Source organism: Geitlerinema sp. CS-897, assembly GCF_028368005.1.
Classification (GTDB): Bacteria; Cyanobacteriota; Cyanobacteriia; order Cyanobacteriales; family Geitlerinemataceae; genus Baaleninema; species Baaleninema simplex.
In genome coordinates this window covers 1-19,001 of record NZ_JAQNCQ010000228.1, presented here as the reverse complement: position 1 = coordinate 19,001, position 19,001 = coordinate 1, and the positions used below count along the sequence as shown (strand labels likewise).

22 protein-coding genes, 1 tRNA gene and 1 pseudogene are annotated in these 19,001 nt (G+C 52.9%); 11 read left to right on the top strand and 13 right to left on the bottom strand.

What is annotated here, in order from left to right:
- The 3 genes from POG22_RS14425 to POG22_RS14415 all read left to right on the top strand — a co-directional run.
- Positions 1-112 (top strand): transposase (locus tag POG22_RS14425; protein WP_498903168.1); only part of this gene is annotated, 112 nt, incomplete at its 5' end.
- A gap of 116 nt (positions 113-228) precedes the next feature.
- Positions 229-1,440, top strand: a complete 1,212-nt coding sequence (locus tag POG22_RS14420; protein ID WP_498906021.1) for an AAA family ATPase — start codon at positions 229-231, stop codon at positions 1,438-1,440.
- 75 nt (positions 1,441-1,515) lie between these two features.
- Complete coding sequence (locus POG22_RS14415; protein WP_498906019.1) at positions 1,516-2,139, top strand: DUF4276 family protein; 624 nt, start codon at positions 1,516-1,518, stop codon at positions 2,137-2,139.
- A gap of 828 nt (positions 2,140-2,967) precedes the next feature.
- Here the strand turns inward: POG22_RS14415 and recJ are convergent.
- A pseudogene (gene recJ / locus POG22_RS14410) lies at positions 2,968-4,725 on the bottom strand (single-stranded-DNA-specific exonuclease RecJ); the annotation flags it as partial.
- A 292-nt stretch (positions 4,726-5,017) separates the two neighbouring features.
- Here recJ and POG22_RS14405 point away from each other — a divergent pair.
- From POG22_RS14405 to POG22_RS14385, 5 genes are all read left to right on the top strand, one after another.
- Positions 5,018-5,179, top strand: coding sequence for a hypothetical protein (locus tag POG22_RS14405; protein WP_498906017.1), 162 nt, complete (start codon positions 5,018-5,020; stop codon positions 5,177-5,179).
- Between the two features lie 25 nt (positions 5,180-5,204).
- A complete protein-coding gene (gene rpsF, locus POG22_RS14400; RefSeq protein WP_017659731.1) occupies positions 5,205-5,534 on the top strand; it encodes a 30S ribosomal protein S6 in 330 nt (109 codons plus the stop codon).
- Positions 5,535-5,717: 183 nt separating this feature from the next.
- Entirely contained in the window at positions 5,718-6,131 is a 414-nt protein-coding gene (gene rplU, locus POG22_RS14395; RefSeq protein WP_498906014.1) for a 50S ribosomal protein L21, read from the top strand.
- Positions 6,132-6,222: 91 nt separating this feature from the next.
- Positions 6,223-6,486 carry a 50S ribosomal protein L27 gene (gene rpmA / locus POG22_RS14390; protein WP_017659733.1) on the top strand — a complete coding sequence of 88 codons (264 nt, stop codon included), beginning with the start codon at positions 6,223-6,225 and terminating at the stop codon, positions 6,484-6,486.
- 300 nt (positions 6,487-6,786) lie between these two features.
- Entirely contained in the window at positions 6,787-7,260 is a 474-nt protein-coding gene (locus POG22_RS14385) for a GNAT family N-acetyltransferase (protein WP_063716885.1), read from the top strand.
- On the opposite strand, the gene POG22_RS14380 is transcribed toward POG22_RS14385, so the two are convergent.
- The 7 genes from POG22_RS14380 to POG22_RS14350 form a co-directional block, all read right to left on the bottom strand.
- On the bottom strand, positions 7,205-8,119 hold the full coding sequence (locus tag POG22_RS14380) for a sensor histidine kinase (RefSeq protein ID WP_498906012.1): 915 nt from the start codon (positions 8,117-8,119) through the stop codon (positions 7,205-7,207). The two genes, POG22_RS14385 and POG22_RS14380, sit on opposite strands and share 56 nt — an antisense overlap.
- A gap of 40 nt (positions 8,120-8,159) precedes the next feature.
- Positions 8,160-9,308 (bottom strand): RRXRR domain-containing protein, encoded by a 1,149-nt coding sequence (locus POG22_RS14375; RefSeq protein ID WP_063716883.1) that lies wholly within the window; start codon positions 9,306-9,308, stop codon positions 8,160-8,162.
- Between the two features lie 306 nt (positions 9,309-9,614).
- A complete protein-coding gene (locus POG22_RS14370) occupies positions 9,615-10,196 on the bottom strand; it encodes an L-threonylcarbamoyladenylate synthase (RefSeq protein ID WP_063716882.1) in 582 nt (193 codons plus the stop codon).
- A 52-nt stretch (positions 10,197-10,248) separates the two neighbouring features.
- Positions 10,249-11,172, bottom strand: a complete 924-nt coding sequence (gene prmC / locus POG22_RS14365) for a peptide chain release factor N(5)-glutamine methyltransferase (protein ID WP_498906009.1) — start codon at positions 11,170-11,172, stop codon at positions 10,249-10,251.
- 24 nt (positions 11,173-11,196) lie between these two features.
- Positions 11,197-12,072, bottom strand: a complete 876-nt coding sequence (locus tag POG22_RS14360) for a Tic22 family protein (protein WP_082901522.1) — start codon at positions 12,070-12,072, stop codon at positions 11,197-11,199.
- 177 nt (positions 12,073-12,249) lie between these two features.
- Positions 12,250-13,086: a helix-turn-helix domain-containing protein gene (locus POG22_RS14355; protein ID WP_498906008.1), complete on the bottom strand. Its 837-nt coding sequence runs from the start codon at positions 13,084-13,086 to the stop codon at positions 12,250-12,252.
- A complete protein-coding gene (locus tag POG22_RS14350) occupies positions 13,083-13,880 on the bottom strand; it encodes a pseudouridine synthase (RefSeq protein ID WP_017659741.1) in 798 nt (265 codons plus the stop codon). The genes POG22_RS14355 and POG22_RS14350 overlap by 4 nt, the downstream gene beginning before the upstream one ends.
- A gap of 204 nt (positions 13,881-14,084) precedes the next feature.
- On the opposite strand from POG22_RS14350, the gene thyD reads away from it, so the two are divergent.
- Positions 14,085-15,020, top strand: a complete 936-nt coding sequence (gene thyD / locus POG22_RS14345) for a thylakoid membrane protein ThyD (RefSeq protein WP_063716878.1) — start codon at positions 14,085-14,087, stop codon at positions 15,018-15,020.
- 102 nt (positions 15,021-15,122) lie between these two features.
- Here thyD and POG22_RS14340 read toward each other — a convergent pair whose 3' ends face one another.
- The 5 genes from POG22_RS14340 to POG22_RS14320 form a co-directional block, all read right to left on the bottom strand.
- Entirely contained in the window at positions 15,123-15,314 is a 192-nt protein-coding gene (locus POG22_RS14340; protein ID WP_063716877.1) for a hypothetical protein, read from the bottom strand.
- A 311-nt stretch (positions 15,315-15,625) separates the two neighbouring features.
- Positions 15,626-16,048: a tetratricopeptide repeat protein gene (locus tag POG22_RS14335; RefSeq protein ID WP_017659744.1), complete on the bottom strand. Its 423-nt coding sequence runs from the start codon at positions 16,046-16,048 to the stop codon at positions 15,626-15,628.
- A gap of 274 nt (positions 16,049-16,322) precedes the next feature.
- Positions 16,323-16,679 carry a HesB/IscA family protein gene (locus POG22_RS14330; protein ID WP_026097479.1) on the bottom strand — a complete coding sequence of 119 codons (357 nt, stop codon included), beginning with the start codon at positions 16,677-16,679 and terminating at the stop codon, positions 16,323-16,325.
- Positions 16,680-16,774: 95 nt separating this feature from the next.
- Positions 16,775-16,846: transfer RNA gene (locus tag POG22_RS14325), tRNA-Val, on the bottom strand.
- Between the two features lie 173 nt (positions 16,847-17,019).
- Positions 17,020-17,682 (bottom strand): hypothetical protein, encoded by a 663-nt coding sequence (locus POG22_RS14320; RefSeq protein ID WP_063716876.1) that lies wholly within the window; start codon positions 17,680-17,682, stop codon positions 17,020-17,022.
- Positions 17,683-18,030: 348 nt separating this feature from the next.
- On the opposite strand from POG22_RS14320, the gene POG22_RS14315 reads away from it, so the two are divergent.
- The gene (locus tag POG22_RS14315) at positions 18,031-18,411 is read left to right on the top strand and encodes a hypothetical protein (RefSeq protein WP_017659718.1); all 381 of its coding nucleotides are present in this window, start codon (positions 18,031-18,033) and stop codon (positions 18,409-18,411) included.
- A 251-nt stretch (positions 18,412-18,662) separates the two neighbouring features.
- A complete protein-coding gene (locus POG22_RS14310) occupies positions 18,663-18,881 on the top strand; it encodes a hypothetical protein (protein WP_498906006.1) in 219 nt (72 codons plus the stop codon).
- Positions 18,882-19,001 lie beyond the last annotated feature (120 nt).

The window sequence follows — 19,001 nt, the reverse complement described above, 5'->3', positions numbered from 1 at the left end:
TGTGGAAGGTTTAAACAACAAGTTAAAGCTGATTAAACGCAAAGCTTATGGATTTCGTAATTTCTGCAACTTTGAGCTTAGGAGTCAGCTTTCTATGATTTTTTCAGATTGATTCTGCATCTTAAGTTCGGAAGAGCCTCATTTATCATTTTCTATTGAGATCCGTTTTTGTATCTTGCGGAATTTGCGGATTTCTTTGAGTTCAAGAACGTCATATCGAGTCATCCAATGACTAAACCGACTATTGCCAGAATCGAACAACTCAAGATCAAAAATTATCGCGCCCTTCACAATCTCGAACTCAGAGACATTACACCGCTGACGGTCTTTCTCGGTCCCAACGGTAGCGGCAAATCCACAATATTTGACGTATTTGCCTTTCTGTCGGAATGCTTTCAACTCGGTCTCCGACGTGCCTGGGACCGACGCGGACGCTTCCGCGAACTTCGGACGCGAGGTGCAACGGGTCCGATTTCCTTTGAGTTAAAATACCGCGAAAACGATCGAACTCCGCCGATTACCTACTTTTTGGCAATCGAAGAAAATCAACGAGGTCCTTATATTGCGGAAGAATGGTTGCAATGGAGGCGCGGAAAACGCTTCGGCGCACCGTTTAAATTTCTCGACTTCAAAGAGGGTAAAGGTCGAGTGATTAGTGGTGAAATGCCAGAAGAACAGGACGAACGCATTTCACAAGAGTTAGATAGTGCCGATATTTTAGCAGTCAATACCCTCGGACAATTTGCTAGCAATCCTCGCGTTAGTGCTTTGCGACGATTTATTAGTGGCTGGTATCTATCTTATCTCACCATAGATACCGCACGGAGTACCCCTGAAGCCGGTCCCCAGGAACGTTTATCCGAAATCGGAGACAACCTACCTAACGTCATACAATACCTCAAAGAACAACATCCCGAACGGCTCGATCGCATCCTTAAAACCCTCGCAAGACGCATTCCACGTCTCGAACGCATCGACGCCGAAATGATGTTGGACGGACGACTTCTGCTTCAAATTAAAGATGCTCCTTTTCAACAACCTATTCTGGCAAAATTTGCCTCTGATGGCACTCTTAAAATGCTATCTTATCTAACAGTTCTGTACGATCCCGATCCGCCTCAACTCATCGGAATTGAAGAACCTGAAAACCATCTCCATCCCCGTTTGCTACCCGAACTCGCTGAAGAGTGTCGAACGGCGTCCGGTCAAAGTCAACTGATGGTTACAACCCATTCTCCTTATTTCGTCGATGGCTTGCGTCCTAACGAACTTTGGGTACTGTATCGCGACGAACGCGGTTTTACACAAGCGAAAAGAGCTGCGGATATGCGTGAAGTCTGCGAAGCAATTGATAACGGTGCAACGCTGGGAAACCTTTGGATGGAGGATTTTTTTGAATTTGGAAATCCTTTAAAAAATCATGGTGCACCGAGAATTTAAAAAATAGAATTTAAGTAATTCTAAAACGTGAATTTGGTGTTTTCTAAAAAGGCAAGTTGACGCAAAAATTAACTCATGTCGGTTCATATCGAATTTTTAGTAGAAGAATACTCGGCTGAAATGGCTCTTGAAAATTTACTTCTGAAGTTTTTGCCCGAAGATGTAACGTTTCAAATTCATGCTTTTCAAGGGAAACGCGATCTTCTCAAAAAACTCCCCGATCGCCTCCGAGGATATCGTGCTTGGATACCCGAAAATTATCGTATTGTGGTGTTGTGCGATCGAGATAACGATAACTGTTTCGATTTAAAACAGACCTTAGAACAGCAAGCTATTTTATGTGGTTTTACTACGAAAAGTAATTATCCAAGCGATGACTTTGTTGTTCTTAACCGTATTGCGATCGAAGAACTCGAAGCCTGGTTTCTCGGCGATGCGGATGCTATTACGAAAGCTTATCCTAAGATTCTGCCTAAATTTGCGACTCAAAAACGCTATCGACACCCCGATGAAATTGTGGGAGCTTGGGAAGCTCTTGAAAAATTATTGCAAAGTAAAAACTATCATCCCGGCGGATTGAATAAAGTAGAAGCGGCTCGCGCTATCTCGGAAGAAATGCAACCCGATTTGAATCGATCACCCAGTTTTCAATGCTTTTTTTCTGGAATAAAATCAATTTTAAAAACAGATAATTTGTAACCCCATTCTCAAAAAAATGGGGTTAATTTTTGAAGAAACTTTATCTATTTTTAACTAAACTTGCAACGCTTGTTTGGCTATTTTAATTAAATCGAAAAACCGCTTTTGTCGAACGTTGACCGTTTTCGCATCCTCGCGACTCGTTCCGAGTAACCCCGTTTCGCTACCCTGTCGAACCGCGAGAACTTGACCGCGATCGTTGCGAATTCGGAGTTCTTTTCCATCTGCGAGTTCGTACAAACCGCATTGATATACGCGATTTCGATAATCGAATTTGGCAATTTTGGGCGCAGACGGTTGAGGTTTGGGCGCTGGCGTTTCGGTTGTCGAATCGTCTACGCTTGCTTTTTCCGAGTTTGAATCTTCCGAGGGTAACTCTTCAGCAGTCGAATCTTCAAAAGTTAAGTCTTCAGATTTGGGAACTTCTGAAATTGCATCGTCTATGCTTACCTCTTCCGAGGTCGAATCGTCCGAGGGGAACTCTTCAGAAGTTGAATCTTCAGTTGTAGAACTCTCAGACTTAGGAAATTCTGAAATTTTATTTTCCTTTTGTGACTCTTCCGCAGTCAAATCTTCAGTTGTAGAACTCTCAGATTTAGGAAGTTCTGAAATTGTATTGTCAGCCGTAGAACTCTCAGATTCCGGCAATTTCGAGCTCGCATTTTTCGAGGGCAACTCTGCCACTGTCCCATCGTTTGAGCTTACCTCGTCAGTCGTGGAAGATTCAAAATCTGAAGCTTCTGAGATGGAATCGTCTACGCTGCTTGCTTCTTCGACGTTGACTGATTCAGAGGGGGACGGTTCCGCATCTGCCGTCAATTCCACCCCATCTGGAAGTCGCGCCCCGACGATTTCAAGTTCGATCGCCCGTTCGCCGCTCCAGTTATTTTCCCGTAGCTTGTAGGCTAAATCCACCCGCGTTGGCAGCGGAAAATAATCCCCCCAACGCCACGCGATCGCCTTTTTCTCCGTGCCGTTCTCGTCGGCTACGGTTAACTTCAAATGTCCTTTTCCTACGATTCTCTGTTCCGCGACGCGCAGGTTATGCGTCCAAAAGACGGGTTCCGGGTTGCCGATGCCACAGGGATGCAAGCGATCGATCTCTGCGTATAACGTCGAATTCGCCCCCTCTAACTCCAGATGGCTGTCGATCGTCACGCGGGGTTTGAGATGGTGCGGTTCCAAACACTGACAGGCGAACTCACTCAAGCGCGATCGAAATGCCTCGAGATTTTCCTCGGGTAGCGAAAATCCACCCGCCGCCGGGTGTCCGCCGTGTTTCGAGAGTAAATCTTTGCAGTATTCCAACGCCTCGAAAACGTTAAATTCAGGGATTCCCCGCGCCGAACCGCGAACCTGCTGCTTTTCCTCATCTTCGTAGGTACAAATAAACACCGGAACCCCGTACCGTTCCACCAATCGCGACGCGACGATCCCGATGACCCCGTGATGCCAACCGTCGGAAATGGGAACCAGAATCCGCGTTTCCAACAGGTCGATTCCCGAGTCTTCGCACCATTCGATCGCTTCCCGTTCGATGTCGTGGCACATCCCCTGACGGGTTTGATTGATTTGTTCGCACTGCATCGCCCGTTCCAGGGCAATACCCGTATCGTCCGTCGAAAGTAACTCGATGACCAACTGGGGATCGCCGATGCGTCCGACGGCGTTGATCCGAGGTCCCAAGCGAAAGCCGATCGCGTCCGGTTTCAGAGCTTTCTCGCCCTTTTCCGTGGTTCCCGACACCTGCATCAACGCCTGAATTCCAGGAATCGTCGAGTGAGGCAGCAATCCCAACCCCTGCTTGACCCAGTGGCGGTTGACCCCCGACAGGGGCGCGAGATCGGCGATCGTTCCCAAGGTCAACAGTTCCAACAGGGGCAACCGTAACTCGTCGAGATGTCCCAACTGTTCGGCAACGTGCATCGCCAACATATACGCCACGCCCACCCCTGCCATGCCGCGATAGGGAGAGTCAGCGCGGGTCATTTTCGGGTTGAGAATCGCGCTGGCCAGGGGAATTTCCGGCGGTAAGTCGTGGTGGTCGGTCACGATGATTTCCATCCCCAATTCTCGGGCTTCTTCGACGGGATCGTGGGCGCTAATGCCGTTATCGACGGTGATAATGAGACCGACGCCTTTTTCGTGGAGTTCGCGGACGATGCGGGAGTTGATGCCGTAGCCGTCCGTCATGCGGCTGGGAATGGCATATTCGACGTTGGCGCCGCAGGTTCGCAACGCCCGCAGGAGTAAGGCGGTGCTGGTCATGCCGTCGGCGTCGTAGTCGCCGCAAATGGCGATGAGTCGTCCGGCTTCGCGCATTTCCCGAATGAGGTCGTAACTGATGCCCAAGTCGGGGAAGTCGTCGATAAACCGAGGCAGTTCGAGGGTTTCGGGATTTAAGAAAATTTGGGCGCTTTCGGGGGTGTCGAAGCCGCGATCGATCAGAACTCGGGCGAGAACGTCGGGGAGATCGAGGGTTTGGGCGAGTTCCCGAGTGCGATTCTCTTCGGGATCGTGGAGATGCCACCGTTGGGGTGGGAGTTTTGGGGTGATGGAAAAGCGGGCAGGGGCGCGATCGAGCATTGAGGCGTTGGAGTGGCGTTAATGTTCAGACTTATCACACTGGCTGTCTGGCTTCAATAGGCTGCCTTGGAAAACCGGGTTCACCACAGAGGCACGGAGGACACAGAGAGACACAGACAGGTCGGGTGTGTTCTGGTGTCGATCGAGCTTTGGGATTTTGCCAACAGCCTGAATTCGCCGGAACGCACCGTTTCACAACACCCGACACAGAGGACACAGAGAGACTGAGAGAGGATCTCGATCGCGTTTGAGATCGAACGGGGGCGACTTTGGGGTATAGTAGTAAGTCGCCTTGGATTTAGACTGGGTGGGGGCGTCACGTCCCCGAATCGGTCGATATCAGGCACAAGAGACGGCATCGATCGCCCTCGCTGCGACGGTTGGCTTGAGGGGCGATCGAACGTTCACTCCTTGCTTCGAGCGGTTGGATTCGACGGCTCGAACGCCACTGTGACCATAAGGACTGATTAGGACAGACCATGAAAGAGTTTATCTACGAAACGATGTACATCCTGCGCCCCGACTTGGGAGAAGAGCGCACGGATATCGAAATCGACAAGTATCGCACGCTGTTGGAAGAAAACGGCGCTCAAAACCTCGATATTCAACACCGGGGTAAACGCCGTTTGGCTTACGAGATTGAAGACCATCGCGATGGTGTTTACGTTCAAATGAACTACGACGCGCCGGGAGATGCGATCGCGAAACTCGAACGCGCCATGAGAATGTCTGAAGAGGTGCTGCGCTATCTGACGGTGAAGCAACCTGTCGTTGCAGCCACCGCTGAAGGCGGCGACGAGGAAGAGTAAGGCGATCGATCTCGACTCGTTGTCTCGACGAAATCTTGACAGTGAAAGCGCCAACTTGCGACAATAGGAAGTTGGCTCTTTTATTTCAGCTCGGAACGGGTCGCACAAAGGCACAGTATCGCAAAGCCATAGCATCGCAATGCGATCTGGCTACCCCTACGGCAATTTAGAAAGGACGGTTTGATGACTTACGCAATTATCGAAACTGGCGGAAAGCAGGTCATGGTAGAACCCGGTCGGTTCTACGATGTGGAACTGTTGCACGTGGAACCCGGCGAAGCCGTGACCATCGATAAGGTTCTGTTCGTTCGCCACGAAGACGACGCCCACGTGGGACAACCTTGGGTTGAAGGCGCTACGGTGGAAGGCAAGGTGTTGGAACACCGCCGGGGTCGCAAGGTAATCGTCTACAAGATGCAGCCGAAGAAGAAAACCCGCAAAAAGCGCGGTCACCGTCAGGAACTCACGCGGTTGGCGATCGAGCGTATTAGCTTCAACGGTACGGTCTTGGCTGAAAGCAATGCCTTCGAGGAAAGCGCTTTGTCCGCCGAGCCGACGGAACTGGTGGCTGAGGTTGCCGAAACTACGGCAGAATAAGAGATCGCGATCGCCGATCGCTCCGTGAAATGTCGCGGTGAGATTTCACGGGAATTGGTTGTTTGTCGAAAATCCAAATTGAGGAGAAACGATGGCTCACAAGAAAGGAACCGGTAGTACTCGTAACGGTCGCGATTCTAACGCTAAACGCTTGGGCGTCAAGCGTTACGGCGGCCAAGTGGTTAAAGCGGGTAACATTTTAGTCCGCCAGCGCGGTACGAAAATTCACCCCGGTACGAACGTCGGTATCGGACGGGACGATACGCTGTTCGCTCTGATCGATGGAATCGTGACCTTCGAACACAAAACCCGCAGTCGTAAAAAAGTCAGCGTTTACGCCGAAGCTGACGCTTAAACAGACCGTTGCCTGTTTTCAAACGGTGCGTTAAGGTATCTTGACGCACCGACTTTTTATATGAATTTTAGGGGAGATTGGAGCGAGCGATCTCCTCGAGATCGCCACAGGGTTTCGATAGCGGGCGATCCCCACGTTTCAGATAGTTCCCGTTGTCGAACCTGGATGTTAGAAAACGATCGCGGACAGTGTAAATTTCGCTACCAAAATTTAGCAAGATTTGCTACAAATATTCCAGCTCGTTTCAATACAGCCGTTATTAAGCCTGTCAGATTGCAGGTTTAGGAGAGGTTTGAGTCAATGGATTGCAGAAACGTTCGTTATTGCGATCGCAAATCCGAAATTAACGTTTACCAAGTCAAAGCCCTATTCGATCTCGCCGCGTTTTGGGCAGCCGAGCGCCGCCTCGAAGACCTCGAAATCGCGATCGCCAACAGCGAACCCGTCATTACAGTTTGGGACCGCGATCGCTTAACAGGATTTGCCCGCGCCACCTCCGATGGAATTTACCGCGCTACCATTTGGGACGTCGTCGTCCATCCCGAATATCAGGGATTGGGTATCGGTCGTAAATTAGTCGAAACCGTATTGAGCCACCCTCGCGTCAACCGCGTCGAACGGGTGTATTTGATGACGACCTACCAACAGCGATTTTACGAACGCATCGGCTTCGAGGAAAATTCGACGACGACGATGGTGCTGCACAACACGCCCCTCGTCAGTCCACTTCCGAGATCGGACGTTCCCGTGGGAGCGAGTATTGAATCCGACTGACCCAGTCTCGACGATCTCCAGGGGGATCGAGAACCGTTAAATCCCCCTGCATTAAGTCGAGTAAAGCGCGATCGACCAGTACCGTAAGCCCCCAAGATAGCTGAGGAAGCCCCACACGGGGATCGCAATCGGGAAGCGGCGATCGCATGAAATCGACCGGCTCGTTCCACACCTCGAAGGGACAAGACGAATCGAGCCAAATATCGACCGTGCGATCGCCCGCCTCGACAGACAAGCGCAATTTTCCGTACTCCACGCGCTCGAATACCGTCTGAACGCCGTGAACTAGAACCTGTAACAACATTTTGAAGTCGGCCGAAACCCGCACGTCGGACTCGGGCATTACAATTTGAAAATCGTGATTGTGGTTGGCCGCTTGCAAGTACAACAGTTCGCGAACTTCTTCAAAGAGATCCGACAGGCGCACCGTATCGAGTTTGAGGGGAGCGCGTCCCTGTTCGGCACGAGCGACTTTGAGAATCGTGTCGAGCATTGCCACCATTTTGAGAGCGGATTCGTGGGCTTTACCCAAAAAGTCCCGTTCTTCTTCGGGACTTTCGCACAGATCGGCCAAGATGAGTTGGAGCGCCCCGATCGAGCCGTTGAGCGGCGATCGCAGTTCGTGGGAAATCCGCGAGAGAAATCCCCCTTTGAACTGACCGAGTTCGACCGCGAGGCGATAGTTCAACTGCCAGTCTTGCAACTCGCGACTGAGGCGTTCGTTACTGCGCTCGAGACGATCGCAGCGTTCGACTAACGCTGCAACGCGGCGTCGCAAATCTCGATCTTCAATCCCGTCTAAATCCTCGGGCGTCAGAGGAACGTCGCGACTGGGACTTGAAGAAGGTTTGCGTTTCATCAAAACCTCCTTTGTGGATACCCCGCTTGAAATCTGTGATTCAAGCGCGGGAGGAACAAAACGCGGGTCGAGTGGGGTTCGATGTTCCCAAGACCAGCAAATTCGTGTTGGGGGCGAGCAACTGCACTTTAGAAGCGCTGAACTGTCCGAGCCGTTTCCAGTTAATGTCGCTGACAGACACCTGACGAGCATTATCTCCAGAGACCCATCCGAGATATTGGCGTCCTGCCCTGGACGCCCGAACGAAGTCGCCTTTTCTGAATCCGTGCCGGGTGACGGTTCCGCCATACTTGCGACGCGTTCCACCCTTGGCGGGTTGCAGAAGGTGCAACTGTCTCCGACAGATGGGAGGACGGCGAATCACTCGAAACAGTGCGGGAGTAATGCAAACACTACCCTTCCACCGATGTCCGCGAACGTTCGTTCCGTGGAACGACTCATATCGAACGAACTGAGACGACGCCAGGGCGATGCCGTCTACCGCATGGGATTCTGGCGAGGCGTCGTCTTTGTTGCCGGACTTAACCAACCCCAGTTCTCGTCTGAGGTTGGCAGTTTTCCAGCCCTGCAACTGCACCACTGGGGCGATTTCTTCCATTTCTCGGATCGCCCAACGCTGCCCCACCATTACGGGAGAAAAACCTTTCCCCGAACGAGCCTTTCGCCGTCCGCTGGTTAGATCGACATCCGCTCGAACGTATTCCCAGACGATGGTAGAAATGGGGAAAATTGCTGCCAGTTCCCTAACGACTCGTAGTTCGAGCTGTCGGTTAGCTCGGATACTCGGTGGGAGTTTGTTTTGGCAACGGTTGTTAAACCGCGATGAGCGGTGGTTGCGAAACTTAAACGGCACGTTGCGGTTAATGCGACGAGAGCGGCGCGTACGTCGCATCGTGCGTCGCTGCTCCATTCGCTTCTTAACCGTCTCGAACGGCAAAATCAGATGTGCCATGAATAGGGTGGCTTTAGCCGATTGCACGGCCACACCCGAAAAGTGCTTGCCGGGGTCTACTCCAACCGCCACTTCTTGGGTTTGGGTGTTGCTCGGATCGACGGTGAGTCGAACGTAAAACACTCCGACATCTGACCATTTTTTGACAGCTTTTCGCTCTTTGAGCCAACGCCTCACCCGACTGGGTTTTGTGGGCATCAAAGGAACACCTTCTTTTGAAACTACAGGGACTCGCATCTAAGATAATTCTCCTTTTGGGAGTGTTTGCCTCTTCGACCACAGCTATCAAGATGTCCTGTCTGACAGCGCCGAGCGACTTCTCGGCTTGGAGCGGGCAGAACGAGAGGAGTATTTTGCCGTCCGTTCCAGATAACTGCTCTGAGGTCTAGTCAATGCTTACGATGAAGGATGAGACCCCTCATGCCCCGATTGGACTGCCAGGCAGTCAATCGTGGGTCATTGACAGACTCTTCTGGGGTTGCCGTCTCGAAGGTGACGAGTGACGATCGCCCGAGCGATCGCACCTCTTCTTTTACTCTACTGCTACAACGCGATCGCACCCTGTCGGAGAACCTGCCAACCTTCTCCCGTCCATTTCGCCACGGTCGAAGGCAACCCCGAGGCCAACAGGGGCGCGTCGGCGTTCGGAGACAGGACGCAAATTTCCTCGAAGGCCGCATCGATGTCCGCCGCATCCGTCAAAGGAGGTTCCCCGGAACGGTTGGCGCTGGTGGTGGCCAGAGGACCGGTGGATGCTAACACGCGACGGGCGATGTCGCAGTCGGGGACTCGCACGCCGATCGTTGTGGGGTCGGTGGGGTTCATTTGTGGCGGTAGCTTCGGCCCGGCTGGTAAAACGAGGGTTAGCGCACCGGGCCAGTGTCGGCCGACCAAGACATCCCACCGTTCCCGTTCGGCGTCGCTTCCGGCCACGTAAGGCCAGAGGTCTTCAGCTCGAGATCCCATCAGGATCAGGGGTTTGGTGGCTTGGCGCTGTTTGAGGGCGAACAGGTCGGCCGCCCGATCGGGACGCACGGCGAGGGCGGGAACGGTATCGGTGGGAAAGCTGGCAATTTTACCAGAGCGCACGCCCTCGACGAGGGCATCGAAGGAAACCAAGGTCATCGGGACAGTTTATCGAGTTATCGAGACAGTGTGTTCGGCGAATCTCTCGATTTTAGCGGAGGTTCGCGTCGAAATAGGCTAAGACAAAGCGATCGATCCCTGCAAAATCCGCGATCGCCCGGACGTTTCGATAACACCCCAGTGTCTCTAACAGCGATCGCACGGCTTCGGACTGACCGGCCATATGTTCGACCAGCCAAATTCCCCCGTCGGCTAGGTAGTCCGGGGCAGTTTCGGCTAAATGGCGCAAGGCGTCTAACCCGTCCCGTCCGCCGTCGAGGGCGAGGTGGGGTTCGTGGCGTCTCACTTCCGGCTGTAACGTTAAAACTTCCTCGCTGGGAATGTAAGGCGGGTTGGACACCAGACCGCGCACTTGCCCTTCAAACGGCGTCAGCGGCTCGAACCAACTCCCGTGAAGCCAGCACACGCGATCGCCCGCGCCACAGCGTTCGGCGTTGGCTCGCGCCACGGCCAGGGCGTCTTCACTGGCGTCTACGGCGACGATAGAGGCGTCGGGAAAGGCTTCAGCGAGTCCAAGGGCGATCGCCCCGCTTCCCGTGCCGAGATCGACCCAAATTCCGCCGCTATTGTCCTCGGCGGCCGTCTCGGCGATGTCGATAATCGCTTCGGTTTCGGGACGGGGAATCAGAACGGCTGGGGAAACGAGGAGGTCGAAGTGCCGCCAGGGGACGGTTCCCACGAGGTACTGTAGGGGAACGCGATCGCTCGAGCGGCGAGTCCACAAGCGATCGAGATCTTGGAGGGAGCAGCCGAGGGTGACCGTTTCGGGTGGTTTTTGCGCTCCCAAGTGCAAGGTCAGGCGATCGATGCCAGCTCGGTGGTGCAGCAGCCAATCGACCTCATCAGGGTCGATCCCCACGGCTTCCGCGTTTTGGCGAGCTTGCGATCGCCACGCCCACAGATCGCGTCCCACAGTAGGGGTCGGCGTCGGATCGGAAACAGAAAAACCGGACATCTCGAATTTCGTAGGAATTTCCGTTTAGTTTTCCGGCGTGGCGGCGGGAGGTTCTACGGGAGTCCCGTTCCCCGATCGATCCTGCATTTCCTGAATCACGTTTTCCATTAGCTGAGCCGATTCGCGGGTGGGAATCAACACCAGTTGTTCGTAGGCGGCATCGTTTCCGTCTTCGAGGATCATGCGATCGATCAGCGTTTCGAGTTGTAGGACTTGCGTGTTGACGGGTTCGCCGAGATCGGCCTGTTGGATGGCGTCGTTCAGGTCGTCGCGATCGAAAAACAGCGGTACGAAAGCTTCACCGTTCCGTTGAATGCTTAAATATCGTTGGTTTTCGCCGTCTCCCACCGTCGCCGCAAACAACGGAACGCCTGGGAAAATATAAACGATTTCGCCGTTTTGTCCTTCAACTTCGATCAAGTCCGAGGTTCGTTCTTGTTCTTGCAGCAGCGACACCGCCGCGTTCATTTCTTCGCGAGGGGGAATGTAGGCAAACTCGAGAGATTCGTTATCTTCGCCCGCCGTTTCGGGGTTGGCGTCCTCAGTGTCGAACTCCTGTTCCATCATGTAAATATCTGCCATTGACGTGAGCGTCACACGCAGTTCGTCTTCGAGGTCGGGACGTTGAGAGGCGATATCTTCTGCGGCTTGTTTGGCGTCGTCGAGGTCGAAAAAGACCCGAACGAACTGTTGGGGTTGGCTTTGATTTTGGGCGTTGGGGACGGCATCTAAGAAAAAGGCCCCGTCGTTGTTTGTAATGGTGAAAACGGGAATCGTTGCTAGTTTTTCCAGCACTTCTTCTTCAGACAAGGCTGAGGCCGGTAAAGTTGGAACCAGCGATCCCAGTAACGTTCCTCCCATTAAGCCCAAGGCGGCGAGCCAACGAACGATAGATTTCATAAAAACTCCTAGTAGGGGTTAGCGTGACAAACAGCGCGACCGACTCGAACAGTGAGGTCAAACTTTAACTGACGCCATCGCGTCCGTTTATTTTATAGTTTTACATTTAAGATTGTGGCAACTTCAGGACAGTCTCAAAAGCGTCAGCGATCGCTTCTCGAGAGGTAAGGCGACTTTTTAGTTGGCTTGAGGGGGCGTATCAGAGGAAGCACCCGAGCGAGAGTCGGCCACGAAGGTTACTTCTTCGACGCTACCGGGTTCTCCCATCGGTTGGGCTTCGTTGCCATTGACAGCAATCATGACCCCTCCGGCGTTTCCTGCCAAAACGGTGAGTTCTTCTCGCGCCGACCAAGAATGCGTGCCTTCAGAGAGAACGCCCTCAAATTCCGTTTCGCCGTCGGCGACGACCATAATCCAAGATTCGTCGGTCAGCGTAATCCCGACGCGCACGGGCTGGTTTGGTGTGGCAGGAGAGGCCGGCCGAGCGTTAGATGCGGGGGCGGAGGAGGTCGGAGCGGGAGTCGGGGCGGGAGCGGGGGCGGGAGCGGGCAGAGTCGTCGGAGGGGGGGCGTCGATCGACACGGGTTGATTGACCGAGGCGATACCTCGTACGGAAAAGATGACCAGGGAGATGTAAAGCAGGTACAAGTGAAGCGGTCGCAGTTGGGCGGCTGAAGAATCTCGCCAGCTTCGACGACGGGGTTTGAGTTCGAGACCTGTGGGAAACTGACGGGCGTATTCGATGCCATCGAGACCGAGAACGTCGGCAAAGCGACGCACGAACCCTTGAACGTAAACCGGTTCGGGGAGTTTTTCGAGTTGTCCGTGTTCGATGGCGTTTAACAGGCGAGACGGAATGAGGGTTTGACGAGATATCCAATCGAGCGTTAGCGATCGATCTTGCCGCAACTGACGCAGGTAGCTTCCCATTTCAGCGAGGGTTTCGGCTTGCACCTGGGCGAGGTTGCGCGTGGTTTTCTTTTTTTTTCTGAACTGAATCCGCGTGAACTTCATCCGCTGTGCTCCTTGAGGTTCGATCGCACCAGTACTGATTTTAGGTCGAGTTGAGTTCGTAAAGCCTGGAGTTCTGAGGCTTGCAAGGGGCGGTAGCTACCGGGAGGAAGGGGGTCTCCTGGGGAGGGATTTAACGATACCGGGCCGATCGCCGTGCGGTGAAGGCGCTCGACGGGATACCCCAGTTGTTCGGCAACCCGGCGGATCTGTCGGTTGCGTCCTTCGGTCAGAATGGTTTCGAGTTGGGTTCGACCGTTGGCTTCGTCCCGTTGGAGGACTCGGACTCGAGCGGGCAGAGTGGTGCGCCCGTCGAGGAGAACGCCCCGTCGCCAGGCTCTCAGAGCGGATTCGGGCGGATACCCACGAACCCAAACGCGATAGGTTTTGGGTATATGATAGCGAGGATGAGTCAAGCGAAAGGTGAGATCTCCATCGTTGGTTAAGAGTAAGGCACCTGTGGAGTCGGTGTCGAGGCGGCCGACGGGGTGGATGCCCCGGCCGCGAGCGATCGCCTCGGGGAGTAAGTCGAGTACGATGGTTCGACCTTGGGGATCGCGGCAGGTACTGACGACGCCGAGGGGTTTGTTGAGCAGAAGATATAAGGGAGTCGGACGGCTGTTCGGCGAGACGAGGCGACCGTCGAGTTCGACGCGATCGCGCTCGGGGTCGGCTTTCGTTCCGAGTTCGGCGGTTTGTCCGTTGACGCGAACCCGGCCGTCGCGAATGAAGGTTTCTGCACGACGGCGCGAGGCGATCCCCCACTGAGATAGAAGTTTTTGCAGTCGTTCTTCCACGATCGAACATACCCGACTGTTAAATGCCAAATTGAGGCGCGGTCGTTTTTCGACGCGACACCTAAGCCGTTACACAAAATATTACACGCAAATTTACTCAGTCTACGATTTCGCACTTCGATTGGCTCTGTAGAGGCGAGATCGCCCCTCGATCGCCGGTCGATTAAGATTAAAAACGACGTAACAGCAGCAAAGGAGCAGCTCGTGAAGGTCGCGATCGCAGGTGCAACGGGATTTGTCGGCAGTCGTTTGGTCGCTCGTTTACAGCAAGACGGAACGGAGGTGGTCGTTCTCTCGCGCCGTCCCGAACAGGCGCGTCGTCTGTTTCCCACGTCCGCGTTTTCTCAGGTGTCGGTGGTCGGCTACGATCCCATGCAATCGGGGGATTGGCAACAGTCGATTTCTGGATGTACGGGGGTGGTCAATCTGGCGGGAACGCCCATCGCCGACAGCCGCTGGACGCCTCAATACAAGCAATCGATTCTCGAAAGTCGACAGGTGACGACGGCCAAGCTCGTCGAAGCGATCGATCGAGCCTCGGACAAGCCGTCGGCGTTCGTCAACGCTTCGGCGGTAGGCTATTACGGGACGAGCGAAACGGCAACCTTCGACGAAAGCAGTACGCCGGGTAACGATTTTTTGGCGCAGGTCTGTCAGACTTGGGAAGCTGAAGCGCAGAAGGTTAAGGCATTTGGCACTCGCGTCGCCGTGTTGCGCTTCGGCATCGTCTTAGGTCCTGGCGGTGCGTTGGGGAAAATGCTGACGCCGTTTCGGTTTTTCGTGGGCGGCCCCATCGGGAGCGGCCGCCAGTGGGTGTCTTGGGTTCACCGCGACGATGTGGTGCGATTGATTGTGGAGGCGCTCTCGAATCCAGCCTTTTCTGGGGTGTATAACGCGACGGCACCCAATCCCGTTCGTATGAATACGTTGTGTCAGGTGTTGGGAGAAGTCATGGAACGTCCGTCTTGGTTGCCCGTGCCAGAATTCGCGTTGGAACTGTTGCTCGGCGAAGGGGCGATGGTGGTGTTGAAAGGCCAGCAAGTGCTGCCGAAACAGACCTTGGCGGAAGGATTTGAGTATCGCTATCCCACTATCAAACCGGCTTTAGAGGAAGCGCTGGCAGAGTTCGACGATCGCTAGTTTCCTGAGATCGCGACCTTCAACTCAAAAAATAGCCAAAAAAATAGCTAGACTAACTCCTTAGTCTAGCCGCCAATTAATACAAGTTAGAAGAGATCGAGATTACTCAACGAGGTCTTCAAGTGCTTCTAGATTGTCGGGATCGACATAGTGGCAGCTTACATCGTCGAGGCAAATAAGCGCCCAGCCGGATTCGTCGACACCCATGAGTTGGTATTCGACGTCTTGGATAAAAAAGCCTTTGTGATTGCGAGTTTCTGGCTTGACGGACACGTTTTTGGTATTATTACTCATGATGCTTCTTCTCCAACAAAATGGTTGACTGAATTAAAATGCGAAATAGTTAATGTCTGACTTCACTAAATCTTATCATTATCTTCGCTTGTTTTTTATGAAGTTATTTTAGGTTTTGTGAAGTACGCGTAATATTTAACAGAAGAAGCGAAACGGTATCTAAGGCTCGAATCCCTTGAAATAAAGAGCATCGAAGCTGAAGACAGCAGACTCGAGGGGTTAACATTTCAGGCAAATACACGAACAATTATCCAGAATAGGTAATTATTCCCCCTCGAATTCTGTCAACATTTCGTCAATATCGAGAACGCCTAAGACTCGAACAGCCAGCGACGCACTCTCAGAAGACTTTTCCAATCGGGTTTGCGCTGTAACCCATCTTCGATGTTGCGCTGAACTTCCTCGCGCAATTCCGAGGAAGCCATCATCACCCCCATAGCGCGATCGACGTGCGATCGCACCCCAGTTTTCTCGCATTCCAACATCGCTAGCGCCAAATTCACCTGCGCCTGGGGATCTTCTGGGGTCAGTTTGACGGCTTTCGTCGCCGCTTTGTAGGCGGATTTCGGTCGGTCGTCGAGAAGGTACAGCCACGCCAAACAAGTCCACGCCGCGCTGTTTTTCGAGGCACGATCGCAAATTTCCTTAAACGTCGGGATCAACGCTTTTGGTGACTCGCCGTTTTGATACCGCGCGATCGCCTGCTCGAATTCCGATTCGATTTGTTGACTCATCGTCGAAAATACTCCTATCGCTTGTAATACAGGCAGGAGTTACGCATCTACACCATTTGTAGGGTAGGCATTGCCCACAGACTCTCCATTTAGAGCTAGTAGGGTGGGCATTGCCCACAGACCTCTCCATTTAGAGTCGTTTCGGTCGAACTGCGTAAGTCCTAACAGGAAAACGTTACACCAAAAAGAGACGCTCCCGGCTGAGAACGTCTCTCTCTTAAAATACTCGAAAATTTCCCGAGAACAGTCGGTTTTTCGAGGTCGTTTGTATCGATTACGCTGAGAAGGAACTACCGCAACCACAAGTTTGCGTCGCGTTGGGGTTGGTGAAGGTAAAGCCGCCGCCGATTAACGCGGTATTGTAATCGAGAACTAAGCCATAGAGATATAACAAGCTCTTGCGATCGCAAACGACTTGAAACCCTTCGTAATCGTAAACTTCGTCTTGTTCGCCGATGTTCGTGGGATCTTCAAAATCCATCGTATAGGACATCCCCGAACATCCCCCTTGGCGCACGCCGACCCGCAAACACAGATCGCTTCCTTGCTGTTGGCGCAGCATCATTACTTGCTTCAGGGCAGTTTCCGTCATTTGGATACCCTTTTGCGGAGTTTGAGTCGTTTGTGTCATCAGTCTGTAAAACTCCCGTACTGGTTAATTTCTATATAAAGATGGGTTGTGACTAACCACAACCTCATCATAATGGTATTTAATTGAAGTTTCAGTGGGCGATACTGGATTCGAACCAGTGACCCCTTCCGTGTGAAGGAAGTGCGCTACCACTGTGCTAATCGCCCATAGACTCCTATCCTAACACAAGCTTTTTGAGATGGCAACAGTAAAAAACGGGTAAATGGTGTGATGGGGAGAGATTGAGCCTCCCACCGGAAAGTGGTTAAACTCCGGCTCCTCTGTCACCCAAAAATCATCGTTGCTTTAGCCCGATAAGTGTCAAGAAAAAAGCTCCCCATCACCCCTTCTCCCGTTGCAGTTTTTCCATTTCCTCGCGGACTCCGATGCCGATTTGGAGAGTATCGTGGAGAAATCGCGCGTATTCACCGGCTTGATGGTTGGTTTCGATCGCTTTGAGGGCAGTGAGGTTGTTGGTAAAAAGTTCGGGGCTGTTGGCGAGGAAATCGCGGTTTTCGCGGAGGATGCGCTCGGTTTTGAGAGCGCGGACGAGATCGTCTCGGGTGAGTTTTAAGGCGCTCAGAAGGGCTTGGCGTTCTGAGTTATCTTGGGGGGGATTGTCGGAGAGGCGATCGCCGATCTCGATGGCTTTGAGGGTGGCGTGATAGCGATCGACATCTTCGAGGAGCGCCATCAAGGTCGCGGGGGTGGTAGACTGTCGCCACAGCCAACGCCCTCCTACGATGAGAAACGGCATGACGACTAAGCACGCGATCGCAGCGACGAGGGAGTTACCTAACACCGGACGGATGAGAAACAGGTAGACAAATCCGACGAGCAGCGGGGTGAGGGCCAATCCCGTGAGAAGTTCTTGTAGGAAAAACTGGAGTCTCGTTCTTCGATTCCGTAACAGGCTCGCTCGAAAGACCTCTGAGGGATCGATGCCACTTAAGCGTTTTAGTTCTCCGTAACTCAGCTCTAAGCCTTCTAAGTCTGACTGCACGGCGGTTTAGTTTCTGGTGGGGACGGTACTATCGACTCACTTCATTTTAGCCGTAGCGATTTCCGCAGGAATGCTCGTCGGAGACGGCTGACTCCAGGCGTCATCGTTCTTCGTGATTTGTTGCGAAAAATTAAAAAACGTATTAATTCTTAATAATCGATTCAGTTATCTCGAACGGATGTCGATCGAGTCGAGTGGGAGTGAGAGGTACGACACAAGAGAATTTAGGCGATCGCGTCCGAGCCAACCGATCGATCGTTCGATCGCATTTATGAGTGTATCGGGTTTAATCTTTGCTATTATTTATATAACGTAATAAAAACACATAAAGCTGGGTAGGGTAAGCACATGACTGGATTCATTCGCGGGCTGTTCGGCCGTAAAAAGCAGCCCGAACAACAAACCGTGAAATCGGAAGGTTCCTCGCAAGCCTATTTTCTCAATCAGGACGACGCCAAGACCTTGGGCGACATCGACTATATGCGGAAATCACGGCAAATCCGCCGGACGTTCCCGACCATCAAAGGTGCAAGCCTCGGTCCTACCGAACGCGTCCGTCAGGTTTCAGCGATGGAAGAGCGCGATTACGCTCCCGACACCCCGTCTTCGACGAGTGCGAGCCAATCGAGTACCTCCTCGAGCAGTTCTGACTTCCAGCGGCGCACGGCCAAAACCGACACGAATATGGATATGTTTCGGAACATGGCGAAAAACATGAAGCGCCGCTAAGACAACGGCTTGTGCTTCGAGCTTAACGGCGATGCTTTCAGCCTAAAGAGAATTCTCGATGGGGTTGTCGGAAAATCGCAGGTGCGGTAGGTTTAGTTTTCTATCAGGAAAGCGAACCTACCGCGTTTTAACGATTGCCCAACGCAAGTCAGTGAAGACGGACGGTTGAACTTGTGGACGCTCGAGGGTCAGTTACGCTCGTCGATCGCCAGTCACATTGACATCCTCACCGCCCTGGAAGGACGGTGAGGATGTCAATGCTGTGGTGCAGTGATGGTATTCCGTTGATGACACTGGGCGGCCACGAAAGCGTCATCTGGGACGTTGTTTCCAGTCCTGACAGTCAAGCGATCGTCTCTGGCGGCGACGATCGCACGGTACGGTTGTGGGATTGGGAACGGATTCTACAAACCGACCCCTTGGTGTACGGCTGCGATTGGGTTCGGGACTATTTAGGGCTTGCTGTATAAAACTGAAATGCAGACCCGGAAAGGGTTTTGAGGATTTTTTTGACCCGCTAGTGCAAGGTTTTCCCATCGAGACGCTCAAAAACCTTGCATTTTCGTCGGCGATGGCCGATTTAATGGGGA